The 12,611-nt window shown below is 69.2% G+C and carries 13 protein-coding genes and 2 tRNA genes; 8 read left to right on the forward strand and 7 right to left on the reverse strand.

The genetic code is table 11. The annotated features are described in order from the left end of the window. Positions 1-28 precede the first annotated feature (28 nt). The gene (locus IE325_RS36610; protein ID WP_190074474.1) at positions 29-634 is read right to left on the reverse strand and encodes a hypothetical protein; all 606 of its coding nucleotides are present in this window, start codon (positions 632-634) and stop codon (positions 29-31) included. A gap of 57 nt (positions 635-691) precedes the next feature. Then, positions 692-1,192 carry a DUF3830 family protein gene (locus IE325_RS36615; RefSeq protein ID WP_190074475.1) on the reverse strand — a complete coding sequence of 167 codons (501 nt, stop codon included), beginning with the start codon at positions 1,190-1,192 and terminating at the stop codon, positions 692-694. A gap of 130 nt (positions 1,193-1,322) precedes the next feature. On the opposite strand from IE325_RS36615, the gene ehuB reads away from it, so the two are divergent. The 6 genes from ehuB to IE325_RS36645 all read left to right on the forward strand — a co-directional run bounded on the left by ehuB (position 1,323) and on the right by IE325_RS36645 (position 5,553). Then, positions 1,323-2,252, forward strand: a complete 930-nt coding sequence (ehuB, locus tag IE325_RS36620; RefSeq protein WP_190074476.1) for an ectoine/hydroxyectoine ABC transporter substrate-binding protein EhuB — start codon at positions 1,323-1,325, stop codon at positions 2,250-2,252. Continuing rightward, positions 2,249-2,989 (forward strand): ectoine/hydroxyectoine ABC transporter permease subunit EhuC, encoded by a 741-nt coding sequence (ehuC, locus tag IE325_RS36625; protein WP_190074477.1) that lies wholly within the window; start codon positions 2,249-2,251, stop codon positions 2,987-2,989. The genes ehuB and ehuC overlap by 4 nt, the downstream gene beginning before the upstream one ends. Next, on the forward strand, positions 2,986-3,633 hold the full coding sequence (ehuD, locus tag IE325_RS36630; RefSeq protein WP_190074478.1) for an ectoine/hydroxyectoine ABC transporter permease subunit EhuD: 648 nt from the start codon (positions 2,986-2,988) through the stop codon (positions 3,631-3,633). The genes ehuC and ehuD overlap by 4 nt, the downstream gene beginning before the upstream one ends. Continuing rightward, positions 3,623-4,438, forward strand: a complete 816-nt coding sequence (gene ehuA, locus IE325_RS36635; RefSeq protein ID WP_190074479.1) for an ectoine/hydroxyectoine ABC transporter ATP-binding protein EhuA — start codon at positions 3,623-3,625, stop codon at positions 4,436-4,438. Before ehuD ends, ehuA begins: the two co-directional genes overlap by 11 nt. A gap of 173 nt (positions 4,439-4,611) precedes the next feature. Then, on the forward strand, positions 4,612-5,376 hold the full coding sequence (locus IE325_RS36640) for an IclR family transcriptional regulator (RefSeq protein WP_190074480.1): 765 nt from the start codon (positions 4,612-4,614) through the stop codon (positions 5,374-5,376). Between the two features lie 103 nt (positions 5,377-5,479). Then, a tRNA-Lys gene (locus IE325_RS36645) sits at positions 5,480-5,553 on the forward strand. A 102-nt stretch (positions 5,554-5,655) separates the two neighbouring features. Here IE325_RS36645 and IE325_RS36650 read toward each other — a convergent pair. From IE325_RS36650 to IE325_RS36670, 5 genes are all read right to left on the reverse strand, one after another. Next, on the reverse strand, positions 5,656-7,344 hold the full coding sequence (locus IE325_RS36650) for an AMP-binding protein (RefSeq protein WP_190074481.1): 1,689 nt from the start codon (positions 7,342-7,344) through the stop codon (positions 5,656-5,658). A 40-nt stretch (positions 7,345-7,384) separates the two neighbouring features. Then, entirely contained in the window at positions 7,385-7,861 is a 477-nt protein-coding gene (locus IE325_RS36655; RefSeq protein ID WP_190074482.1) for a DUF3592 domain-containing protein, read from the reverse strand. An 89-nt stretch (positions 7,862-7,950) separates the two neighbouring features. Further along, positions 7,951-8,556: a lytic polysaccharide monooxygenase auxiliary activity family 9 protein gene (locus tag IE325_RS36660; RefSeq protein WP_190074483.1), complete on the reverse strand. Its 606-nt coding sequence runs from the start codon at positions 8,554-8,556 to the stop codon at positions 7,951-7,953. Positions 8,557-8,681: 125 nt separating this feature from the next. Next, positions 8,682-9,791 carry an SPFH domain-containing protein gene (locus tag IE325_RS36665; RefSeq protein ID WP_190074484.1) on the reverse strand — a complete coding sequence of 370 codons (1,110 nt, stop codon included), beginning with the start codon at positions 9,789-9,791 and terminating at the stop codon, positions 8,682-8,684. Positions 9,792-9,889: 98 nt separating this feature from the next. Then, on the reverse strand, positions 9,890-11,281 hold the full coding sequence (locus tag IE325_RS36670) for a peptidoglycan-binding protein (protein WP_190074485.1): 1,392 nt from the start codon (positions 11,279-11,281) through the stop codon (positions 9,890-9,892). 186 nt (positions 11,282-11,467) lie between these two features. Between IE325_RS36670 and IE325_RS36675 the strand changes: the two genes are divergently transcribed. Then, positions 11,468-11,541, forward strand: a tRNA-Lys gene (locus IE325_RS36675). Positions 11,542-11,810: 269 nt separating this feature from the next. Continuing rightward, a complete protein-coding gene (locus tag IE325_RS36680) occupies positions 11,811-12,527 on the forward strand; it encodes a FadR/GntR family transcriptional regulator (protein ID WP_190074486.1) in 717 nt (238 codons plus the stop codon). The last annotated feature ends 84 nt before the right edge of the window (positions 12,528-12,611 follow it).

The raw sequence follows: 12,611 nt of genomic DNA on the forward strand, positions 1-12,611 counted from the left end.
CACACCGCACTCGGCGGCCACCCACCGATCAGCCGCGTGAACAACCCTGCGGGTCAATACAGCTAGGGCCCTCACCGGTGTCGATCACCTGGACGGACGCCTCCTGCAGCCGTTCGACGTAGGCCAGGAGGCTGTCGTTCAGGCGTGCCCGGTCGAGGTGGAGGTCGCGGCGCCAGCTCTCGGCGACCCGGCCGCCGAGGTCCGCCTCGATGAGCACCGCCCGGCCGTCGGCGCCGGCGTTCCGTGAGGCATTGGTCCGCAGCACGTTCGTCACCTGGGCGAGGGCGCCGAACTGGTTCGACTCGATCCAGAGGCCACCGCCGAGCAGCTCGTCGGAGGCCGCCCTCGCCTCCTTCCTGAGGGCGTCGGCGTCCGCGAAGAACCGCTCGGCGTCCACGCCGCGGCCGTTCTCCAGGTCGGTGAGGGCGCGGCTCAGGAACTGGTGCCACTCCCTGATCGCCGTACGGGCCCGCGCGATCCGCTGCAGCTGGACCTGGGTCGCCTCACGGTCCGCGCGGGCCCGTTCCTGCCGGGCGATCTGTCGCTGATGTGCCAGCGGGCCGAGGAACATGGCGAGGGCCGAGATCAGCGCCCCTATGACACCGCCGAGCAGCCCGGCGACCGTGTTCGACATGGCCCAAGTCTGGCCGATGAACGGCGAGTTCGGGGAGTTCCGGGAGCTTCGGGAGTGCTAACCCTCGATCCGCCGAAAGCTCAGGGACTCGCCCAGCGCCCCCGACCGCCACAGGTCGTTGCAGCCCTCGGCCATCGCCTCCAGCCCTTCCACGATCTGCCCCCAGACGATGCCGGGCACCCAGCCCACGTCGCCGTTGAGCAGCAGGTTGTTCCGCTCGTAGAACAGGGCCAGGTCGACCACGGTCGTGCCGGGGCGGACCTCGCGGTCGTAGCCGTAGGACTTGGTGCCGAGTTCCGTACCGGCGAAGGCGAAATAGCACAGATCACCCGGAATCGGGGTGATGGTCGGGTTCTCCAGGGGTGGCTCGGATGTCGCGAACGGTGGGAACAGGGCGTAGATCTCGTTGCGGGCGTATTTGGCGTGGTAGACATCGCCGGCCAGCGGGAGGGCGTCCCACACGGCCGCGCAGGTGACGGGGGCGCGGTCGTCCAGCAGTTTTGCCCTGCAGGTGATTCCACGCTTGACCAGCGAGACTTCGATGAAGCGATCCGTCATGACCCCATCGTCCTCCTGCGGTCAAGACCGTCCGCCCTCTGCGTCGACCAGCACAACGGAAGTAGCACGATTGAGGCAAGGGCGTGAATTGATCCGCATGACTGTACGTTCTTCGGGTAGCCGCGCGCCCATGGCTCGACCACACGCAAACCGATCAGGAACCGATAACGGAAACCACAGAGGACTCAGCCGCCGCTCACTGCTCGCAGGGGCGGCGTCATTGGGTGCTGCTGGGGCTCTCGGGGTGGCTGGTTGCAGCCGTGTCCCCGAGGAAGGGAAGGTGCTGGGAGGCAGCCTGCTGGACACGCTCCGAGACCGGGGCGTGGCGAAAATCGGCATCGCGAGCGAGCCACCGTTCGGATACGTCGGAGACGACGGGAAGGCCACCGGCGAGGCTCCCGCGATCGCCGAGGTGATCTTCAAAAGGCTCGGTATCGACGAGATCAAGCCAGTGCCCGTGGACTTCGGCGCGCTCATCCCCGGGCTGAAGGCGCAGCAGTTCGACGTGGTGTCGGCCGGCATGTACATCAACCCCACCAGGTGCGAACAGGTCCTCTTCTCCGACCCGGACTACCTGATGCTGGACGCCTTCATCGTCAAGAAGGGCAACCCGCACGGGATCAAGACGTACGAGGACATCAAGAAGAAGGGGCTCAAGCTCGCCTCCGGCAAGGCCTACGCCGAGATCGACTACGCCAAGGCCGCGGGCATCACGGACGTCCTGGTGCTCCCGGACCAGGTGGCCGGTCTCGACGCGGTGTCCCAGGGGCGTGTCGACGCCTTCGCGGGCACCAATGTCACGGTCAAGTCGGCGGTGGAGGGTTCCAACCGCGCCTCGGCGACCGAGGGCTTCCAGCCGATCGTGGACGGCAAGCCCGCCTACGGCGCGGGCGGATTCGCCTTCCGGCAGGCGGAGAAGAACTTCCGTGACGCGTTCAACGAGGAGTTGCTGAAGCTCAAGGCGGACAATTACGCGGAGCTTCTGAAGATCGTCGAGCCTTTCGGCTTCGGTCGGGCCGAGATGACCGACCTGACGGCGAAGGAGCTGTGTGCCGGATGATGAGCTCCGAATTCTTCACCACCTGGTTCCTTCCGGGCATCTGGGTGACCATCCAGGTCACGGTGTACGCCGCGGCCCTGGGGGCGGCCATCGCCTTCGGCATCGGCCTCGCCCGCACCTCCCGGCTCTGGATCGTCCGCTTCGTCGCCGGCGTCTACTTCGAGGTCTTCCGAGGTATGTCGGCGCTGGTGCTGATGTTCTGGATGTTCTTCGCGCTGCCCCTCTTCGGCTGGCAGCTGGTCCCCATGTGGGCAGGCGTCAGCGCGCTCGGTCTCACCTACGGCGCATACGGCTCGGAGATCGTCCGCGGCTCACTGGCCGCCGTCGCCCCGGCGCAGCGGGAGGCCGGAGTCGCGCTCAACTTCACCCGCTGGCAGCGGCTGCGCCTCATCGAACTGCCGCAGGCGTGGCCCGAGATGGTGCCGCCGTTCAACAACCTGCTGATCGAGCTGTTGAAGGGCACCGCGTTGGTCTCCGTCATCACCGTGGCGGACATGACCTTCGCCGGGAACCTGCTCCGGCTCGGCACCAACGAGACGACCCCGGTCTACTCACTGCTCCTGGTCCTCTACTTCGTTCTCGCCTTCCTCATCACCCGCGGCATGCGTGTCGTGGAGCGCAAGGCGAAAGCCGGGATCGGGCAGACCCCTCAGAAGACGGGCTTCATCACCCGGAAGCTGAGCGCCCGCGGTGAGAGCGTTCAGGCCGGTTCGCAGTCCGCGGGAGGTATGGGATGAGCTGGGACTGGAACGTCGTCGAAGACTTCATGCCGCGCTTCTGGGACGGCGTGCTCGTGACCCTGCAAGCCCTGGTCATCGGCACTCTGATCGCCTTCGTGCTGGGCCTGGTGTGGGCCCTGGCGCAGCGGTCCTCCCAGGCCTGGGTGCGCTGGCCCGTGACGGCGGTCACGGAGTTCATCCGTAATACGCCGCTCCTGGTGCAGCTCTTCTTCCTCTTCTACGTCGTGCCGAACTTCGGCCCGTCGATGTCGCCGCTCACCACCGGCATCGTCGGCCTCGGCCTGCACTACTCCACGTACACCGCGGAGGTCTACCGCGCCGGCATCGGCGGCGTGCCCGTCGGTCAGTGGGAGGCGGCCACCGCACTGAGCCTGTCCAAGGGCCGCACCTGGCGGGCGGTGATCCTGCCGCAGGCGATCCGACGCGTCGTGCCGCCGCTGGGCAACTACGTCGTCGCCATGCTCAAGGACTCCCCGATGATCGCGACCATCGGCGCCTTCGACATGCTCGGCGAGGCCCAGGCATTCAGTAACGAAACCTTCACCACGGAGGCGCTGACCGTCGTGGGCGTGGCGTTCATCGTCGTCGCCTACCCGGCTTCCCTCCTGATCCGAGCCCTGGAGCGTCGTCTTGTCCGCTGACAGCACCCCCTCGAAGGAAACATCCAACCCCGCGGTGGACGGCAGTGAGCTGATCCGCTTCGACAACGTCACCAAGCGCTTCGGCAGCAACGTCGTCCTCGACAAGCTCGACTTCTCCGTGGCCTCCGGCAAGCACGTCACGCTGATCGGCCCGTCGGGCTCCGGCAAGACGACGATCCTGCGGCTGCTGATGACTCTGGTGAAGCCCGACGAGGGCACGATCAAGGTCAGTGGCGAGTATCTGTCCCACGAGGAGAGGAACGGCAAGCTGGTCCCGGCCGGCGAGAAGCACATCCGCGAGGTCCGCAAGAACATCGGGATGGTCTTCCAGCAGTTCAACCTCTTTCCCAACATGAAGGTGCTGCGCAACATCACCGAGGCGCCGGTCACCGTCCTCGGCCTGTCCAAGGACGAGGCCGACGAGCGGGCCCGCGGTCTGCTGGAAATGGTGGGCCTGACCGAGCACATCGACAAGTACCCGAGCCAGCTCTCGGGCGGCCAGCAGCAGCGCGTCGCCATCGCCCGGGCGCTGGCCATGCGGCCGCAGGTACTGCTGCTCGACGAGGTGACCTCGGCGCTGGACCCGGAGCTGGTCGCGGGCGTCCTCGACGTGCTGCGGGACATCGCCCGCACCACCGACATCACGATGCTCTGTGTGACCCACGAGATGAATTTCGCCCGCGACATCTCGGACCAGGTCCTGATGTTCGACTCCGGCCGGGTCATTGAGTCCGGTAGCCCGGAGAAGATCTTCAATGACCCTGAGAAGGACCGCACTCGGGAGTTTCTCAGCGCTGTGCTGTGACTCCGTGAACGGGTCGTGACTTCGGCATATGCCAAGGGGTTATCACTGCAGTTGAGCGCGTCGCAATCTCGTCAACAAGCGCTCACTACAAGCCCCTTGCCCGTTATCGTGAAGGAGATTGGCTGACACGAACCCGGCCCGACCAGAAGCGACGTGCAACCGCAGGGGGAACCGTGGCGCTGCAGCACGAGCCGACGACGCCGTACCACTCGGTCCAGGATGCCCTGCGCATCCTGGAGACCGTGGCCCGGTACAGCACCGGAATCACCGACGCCGAGCTCGCCCGGCAGACAGGCATCGGCCCGGAGCGCCTGACCGGCCTCCTGCGGATGCTCCGCCGCGAGGGCTATGTCGAGCAGGTCACCGAAGGGGCGTACGTCACCGGAGACGCGCTGGCCCGGCTCGGCTCCGCCCAGGGCCGCGAGCAGGCGCTGCGGGACAAGCTCCAGCACACCCTGGACCGGCTGCGGGACTCGGTCGGCGCGGCGGTCTACATCAGCCGGTACATCGACGGCGAGGTCCGGATCGACCAGTTCGCGGCCGGTCCCGCCACCCCCGTGGTCAACGAATGGGTCGACTTCCGCTTCTCCGCCCACGCCACCGCGATCGGCAAGAGCCTGCTGGGCCAGCTCGACCACAACGGCCGGCGCGACCATCTCTCCCGGCACAAGATGGCCCGTCTCACCTCGCGCACGATCACCAGCGACAAGGTGCTGCTCTCCCGCCTCGCCTCCCAGCCGCCGACGGTCCCCCACCTCGACCTCCAGGAGTACGCGGTGGGCACGGTCTGCGCGGCCGTACCGATCACGGCCGGCTCGGCGGTGGGCTGCCTGGCCCTGTCCCTTCCGCTGGAGCACGCCCACCGCCTGAAGCAGGCGGCGGACACCCTGAACCGGAACGCGGCGCCGGTACTGCTGTCCCTGGCGATCCAGTCCTGACCGGCCACCCGCGCGGGTGGTCAGAAGCACCCCCGCGGACCAGGTACTATTTTCTTCGTCGCCCGCCGCGAGAGCTCAGTGAACGCGGTTCGGCGGGAGTCATGCGCCGCTAGCTCAGTTGGTTAGAGCAGCTGACTCTTAATCAGCGGGTCCGGGGTTCGAGTCCCTGGCGGCGCACAGACGAAGGGCCTCTCGTGGGAGCGAGGGGCCTTTCGCTTTTATGCCGGGGCGGGCGGGGTCGGCTGGGGGTCCGGGGGTTAGCCCCCGGGAGATGCAGCATCAGCGGGTCCGGGGTTCGAGTCCCTGGCGGCGCACAGACGAAGGGCCTCTCGTGGGAGCGAGGGGTCCTTCGACGTGTGCCAGGACGTCCGCCTCGGTCAGCCTTCGATACGTCCGCTCGCCGGGCGCCCGCCACCACACCGGGTCGGCGCACCGCACCCCCTCCCGCCTCAGCCCTGCCCGATGGATCTTGTTCGTCGCCGTCACCGGCATCCGCTCCACCACCCGCACGAACCGGGGCGCCATCTTCGTGCCCAGATCGGGCTGGGCGAGCAGGAAGGCGGCGAAGGCGACCGGATCGAACCCGCCCTCGGGCTCCTCCGCGATCGTCGCCATGACCTGGTCCCCGGTCACCGGATCCGGCACCGCGTACACGGCGACGGCCGCCGCGCCCTCGTACCGGGCGAGGATGTTCTCGATCATCGCGGCGGACAGGTTCTCGCCGTCGACCCGGAGCCGGTCGTCGCCGCGCCCCGCGAAGTAGAGATAACCCTCGGTGTCCCGGCAGAACAGGTCCCCCGTCCAGTACCAGCCCTCCCGCCGCCGCTCGGCCTCCGCCTCCGGATTGCGCCAGTACCCCTCGAAGGGGTTCGGCCCACGGTTGACCAGCTCCCCTATCGCCCGGTCCCCGTTGACCAGCCGCCCGCCCGCGTCGAAGACGGCCGGCGGGCACTCCTCACCGGTCTCCGAGTCGAGTACGACAAGTCCGGGCACCGCCCGCCCAACCGCCCCCGGCGGCGTCCCCTGCGACCACTGCACGGCGGCCCCGCCCTCGGACGAGCCGTACCCCTCGACCAGCCGCACCCCGAACCGGCGCTCGAAGGCGGCGGCGTCCACGGCGCCCGCCTCGGTGCCGAAGCCGAGGCGCAGCGGGTTGTCCCGGTCGTCGGGGTGGGGCTCGGTGGCGAGGACGTACTGGATCGCGCGGCCGACGTAGGTGAAGTACGTCGCCCCGTAGCGCCGTACGTCCGTGAGGAAGCCGGATGCCGAGAAACGGCGCCGCAGCGCCACCCCCGCGCCGGCCGCGAGGGCGGGGGCCCAGTCGGCGATGACCGCGTTGCCGTGGAACATCGGCATGCAGACGTAGTGCACGTCATCGGACCCGACGCCGAACTGGTCGACCAGCGAGTGCCCGGCCGCCGCCAGCCGGCCCTGGGTGCAGATCGCGGCCTTGGGGGCGCCGGTCGAGCCGGAGGTGAAGTAGAGGAGCAGCCGGTCGTGCGGGGTGGCGCGGGTGGGGTCGGGGCGGGCGTCGGCGTAGGGCGCGAGCAGGGCGTCGTATGCGTCGGAATCCGCCGTCAGGAGGCGTACGCCGGGGAGGTCCAGGTCGTCGAGGAGGGGCAGGTGGGCCCGCTCGGTGATCAGGACGCGGCACTCGGTGTGCAGGATGTCGCGGGCGAGTTCGGGGCCCCGGCGGGTGGGGTTGATCCCGGCGACGGCGGCTCCCGCGAGGGCGGCGGCGCTCAGCCACATCGGGTACTCGGGGGTGTTGTCGAGGAGGACGCCGAGGTGCGGCTCGTCGCCGGGTGGGAGGAGGTCGGCGAGCAGGGCGGCGCGGGCGGCGGCAGCGGCGGCGACCTGGTGGTGGGTGAGCACCCGCCCCTCACACCACAGCCCCGGCCGGTGGTCGCCCCACCGCGCCGCCACGAGTTCCGCGACCGTGCGTACGCGTGCCGTAGTGGACTCCATGGCGGCGCACGGTAGTTGATGGTCCGTCAGATAGGGAGCGCTACGGCTGTACGAAGTCGTCCGCCGTGGAGAACATCGCATGCGCCGTCAGCATGAAGCCGATGGCGAAGAGGATGAAGACGCCGAGGAAGGCCAGCAGGCATCCGGTGCCCGCCGCGAGCCTCCCGGGCGCCGGCGGCCGGGCCGTGGCGTGTTCCGGACGGTCCGGCGCGTAGTGCACGGTGACGATGTCGCCTTCGAGGACCGTCCCCGGGCCGCCCCGCTCCTCGAATCTCACCGGGCGCCCTTCGCGCGTGACGAACTCGTAGACGTGGTGCAGGGTCGTGCGGACCGAGCTGTCGCCTCCGCCGCCGCTCGTCGTGGTGTACGTCCGCAGACAGCGCGCCTCGGCGGTCAGACCGCCGTTCCAGGCACGGCTCACCCGCAGGGAGCGGCGGATCACCGCGAACGCGGCCACGGAGGCGATCGCGATCATGATGGCGGGCACGATGTAGAAGAAGGAGAAGAAGGCTTCCATGAGTTCCCCCGAAGGCCGTGCGCGGCCCTCGTTCGGCCGGCGTGGGAGGAACGTACCCACGCCGGCCTGGGCACTGACTCAAGGGAACCTCAGAACGTGACGTCCGAGCACGCGTAGAACGCGTTGCTGGTGTCGGCGATCGTCCACACCGCGACGATCACATGGTGGCCGCTCAGCCCGGACGGCAGGGTGCCGCTGTGAGAGAGCGTGGACGGCGGCCGCTGCCCGTTGTACGGGACGGTGAAGAACGGCGTGAGGTTGAGGTCGGAGCGGGACAGGTTGTGGTTCTGGTTCCAGCCCGGCTTGGTGACGTAGTACTTGAAGTCGGTCGTGGCGTGCATCGCGGTGAACTGCCAGCGGAAGGTGTAGCTCTGACCGCCGTTCACCTTGGTGGTGGGCCACGCCCCGCCGGACGGGGTCTTCGGCGCGCTGAGCTGGGCGAACTGGCCCAGTCCCGCGTTGCATATCTGACCGTCGGCCGGACCGGAGCCGGGGAAGCCCTTCGGACCCTCGACGCTCTGCGGCTCCCACTGGATGGAGCCGCAGTTGGTCACGGTGCCGTTCTGGCAGAGCTTCTGCCGGCTGATGGGGAGGTCGGTGTAGCCGTGGCCGCTGGCGCCGCCGGTGGAGAGCACGATGGCCCCGGCCGTGGTCATGCCGAGCGCGGCGGCGTAGAGCTTGGTCTTTCTGCGCATGCTGCTGCTCCTGGGAACGTGGGGGAAGTTCGGCGAGCTTGAGTGAGCTTGCAGGTCTAGACCAAGTCCCAGATTATTGCTGACTGTTGAACATGTCCATACCAATCACGGAACCTGTTCGGCACTCACGGACCCTGTTCGCCGCGCCCCGCGCAGAACGCCACCGTCAAGTCCTTCACCAGCGCCTTGCGTTCGTAGTCGTCCAGCTCGACCAGGCCCCGCATGGTCAGCCGGGTCACCGTGTCCTCCACCGAGTCGACGACCGAGTTGACCATGGAGGCCCGGTCCTGGGCGTCCAGCGCGGCGATCCGGCGACGGTGTATGGCGGCGGCGACCTCGGGGGCGTACTCCACCCGGACCGGCCGGACCGAGAACACCTCCAGCCCCACCACCCCCGCGTCCCGCACCACCAACCGGGTCAACGCGTCCGCCGCCGCCTCGGCCGACCCCCGCACCGTGCCCGGCATCTCCACCGGCACCCGGGCCAGCGCCGCCTCGACGCACTCGCGCAGATACGTCTCGTGGTCCTCCACCCCGAGCGTCGCCCGCGCGGTGTCCTTCACCCGCCACACCACCAGGACGACGGCCCGCAGCGCGACCCCGTTGCCGTCGGCCGCCGGCATCGGCTCGCTGCGCCAGTGCCGCAGCCGTACGTCGACGCGGCGGCGCAGCAGCATCGGGTTGACCCACATGAGGCCGGTGCGTCTGACCGTCCCCCGGTACCGGCCGAACATCCCGAGCACCCAGGCCCGCCCGGTCCGCCCCCGCGCCAGCCCGCCGAGCCCGAACAGCCCCAGGGCCACGGCCCCCGCGTACGACGCCCACTGCGCCGGGCCGAGCCCCGCCCCGGTGGACACCGGGAGGCCGAGGGCATGCACCGCGGGCGACGGCAGCACCCCGCCCCACCACGAGGTGGCCAGACACCCGGCCGCCCCGCAGGCCCCCGCGAGCACCCCGGCCGCCCCGGGCAGCACCCGCGCGGACCGCTCCACCAGCTCCGGGTCGACCTGCGGTTCGGGCCGCGGCTTGGGCTGCACGGGCCGGCGCAGCCTCGGCTGCTCCCCCGTGCCTTGTCTGCGCGCCACGACCGTCGGTCTGAGCGGCACGGACACCGGGCCCGCCTCGTCGCGGAACAGCAGATGGACGGGGATCTCGGTGGTCCCCTCGTTCTGGATCAGCCGTGTGGGCCGGGTGGGCCCCTCGGGCTCGGGCGTGGGAGAAGTGGTCGTGGTCATGGGTGCTCCAGCCTCCGCGCCAGATGCGTATGCCTAGCCGTGTACCTGTCCGTGCGCCTGTGCGTATGCGTCACACCGGTGGTTGCCGGGACACCGGGTCATGAGAAGAGCCGGCGCCAGGTCTCCGGGCCCGGATAGCCGTCCGCCGCGCCGCCCCGCCAGCCCTGGGTGCGCTGGAAGTCCTCGACGGCACGCCGGTCCGCCTCGCTCCAGCGCGGGTTCGGACCGGTCTTGTAGTGCCGGCCGAACCCCTTCTTCGTCAGCTGCTCGCCGAGCCGGGTGACGTACTCGTTGTCGGCGCCCGGCCGGAACATGGCCCGCCCCGGATAGCCCGGCACCCCGTGCGAGGCGGGCTGCTCGGGCACGCCCGGGGTCACGGCCGCCTCGGCCGGGATGTCCTTGCCCGCGCCCGACACCAACAGCGCCCAGGTCCCCGCCCCCGGCAGTCCGTCGGCGTCCTGCCCCTGCCAACCCTGCGCCAGCTGGAAGGCCTGGGTGGCCCTGCGGTCGGCCTCCGACCAGCGCGGGCCGGGGCCGACCGTGTAGTACCGGCCGGCGCCGCGCTCGACGAGAAGGCGGCCCAGCCGGGTGACGTGCTTGTTGTTGGCCCCCGGCCCGAAGTGCGCCCGTCCGGGGTAGACCGTGGGCCCCTTCGGATCCTCCGGCTTGCCGGCACCCTGCTGCCCGGTACCGGTCTCCTTGCCGGCTCCCTCACCCTCCCCCGTCTCCTTGCCCGCCCCTTCGCCCGTGCCCGTGCCCGTGCCCGTGAGCCCCTTGTAGCGGTAGGCGACATAGCGGTCGGAGTGCGTCCAATAGGCGTACGGGGTGGTCTTCCGGCGGGCGTGCGGAGGAGCCGCCTCGTAGGCGATGTAGTGGGTGTGCTTGTAGTCCGTCCAGCCGCCGAAAATGACTACGTGCGAGCCTTTCTCGGGGTCCGCGGGATTATGGAACAGCAGAATGTCACCGGGTTGCAGATCCTCCTTGGAGATTCGTACGCCGTACTGGCCGAGGCTTCCGGTCCATTCGTTTCCGGGCAGACTCCAGGCCATCGAGACGAAGCCCGAACAGTCCTGTCGGTATCCGTCCGACCAGTACCTGGACATGCTGTACGGCACCTTCGCGGCGACCCATTTCTTGGCCCGTTTGATGATCTCGGCACGGGTGGTCAAGGGTGCCTTGGCCCCGTCCGAGAGCTTGGCCGGCTTCCCGCCCGGGCCATGCAGCGGGGCCTTGCCGCCCTGGGGGGTCTGGGGCTCGTCACCTGCGGGGACGAGCTGTCGGTCGAGGGTGTGGGGGGCCGCCACGGCGGGTGCCGTGTGGCCTACGACGACGGTGGTGGAGGCGGCTGCGGCGAGAAGCAGCGCCCTATGGGCGGCGGGATGGCGGCCGGCCCGGGAATGTGGCAGGACGCGTTGCCAGTGAGCGCATCCCGGGCAGTCGCAGTCACTCACCGGATCGAATTCCTCGAATACCGGAGTCCGAGCCTCCATGCGATTCCCCTCACACTCCAGTTGGAAATGTCCGCGGCTGTACACACCGTCAGTTTCTCAACTGTCTTCCGGACTCGCATGTTGACGGTCCGAATGGTTTACAACGCCCCCGGCACCCCCTCCACCACCCCACCGACGCGGTCCGGAGCACCCCCGGAGCTCATGTAGAGTTAACGAGGTCAGCAGGCGCCGCTAGCTCAGTTGGTTAGAGCAGCTGACTCTTAATCAGCGGGTCCGGGGTTCGAGTCCCTGGCGGCGCACGGACGGTGAAGGCCCTTCGCAATCGCGGGGGGCCTTTGCTTTTGAGGTGAGGAGCCCCGAGGTCTTCGGGGCTCCCGAGGATTCCCGGGGCCCGCAGGGGCGGCTGGGGGTCCGGGGGTTATCCCCCGGGGGATGCAGCATCAGCGGGTCCGGGGTTCGAGTCCCTGGCGGCGCACGGACAGACAGAGAAGGGCCCCCGCAGCTGGGGGGGGCCTTCTCTCATGCACGTGAAGGGCTGGTCCTGTGTTTGGCCGGATACCCTCTGGCCATGGCAGCTCGTGACCTGCAGGAACGGATCAAGAAGCTCATCATCGACCGTCGGCTGGCCTCCGGGGCCCCGTTGCCGACGGAGCCCGAGCTGATGGCTCACCTAGGGGCCAGTCGGAACTCCGTGCGTGAGGCGCTCAAGGGGTTGCAGGCCATGGGGATCGTGGAGATCAGGCACGGATTCGGGACGTATGTCGGTGCGATGTCGCTCGCGCCGATGATCGAGGGGCTCGCCTTCCGCACCGTCGCGGGGCACTACCGCGGCGAGGACACCCTGCTCCAGCTGGTGCAGCTGCGGGAGGCCGTCGAGACCGGGCTGGTGTCGCGGCTCGCGGGGCGGATACCGGACGCCGATCTCGTTGAACTGGACGCGCTCGTCGGACGTATGGAGGAGCAGGCCGCGCTGGGCGGTGACGGGATCGCCGAGACCGACCGGGCGTTTCACGCCACTCTCTACCGGGGGCTCGACAACGCGCTGCTGGGTGAGGTCATGGAGGCGTTCTGGGACGCCTTTCACCGGGTTCATACCGATCTCGGGGGCGCCCCGCAGGATCCCCTGGTCACCTGCCGGCAGCACCGGGAGATCGTGGACGCGGTGCGGTCGGGCGACGCGATACGGGCGGAGGAGGCCATAAGAGAGCACTTCGGCAACATCCGCGCCCGCGTGTCCACAACGGGTACACAAGACCCCCACAGCTGCCACAATGAGCGCGTATGACCGGTAAACACCTCGTTTCGCATCTTGCGATCATGCGGAGCGACGGAGACCCTGGGATGGGTTTACCAAGATGCTGCGGATACG

This window comes from Streptomyces lanatus, from assembly GCF_014655715.1.
Lineage (GTDB): Bacteria > Actinomycetota > Actinomycetes > Streptomycetales > Streptomycetaceae > Streptomyces > Streptomyces lanatus.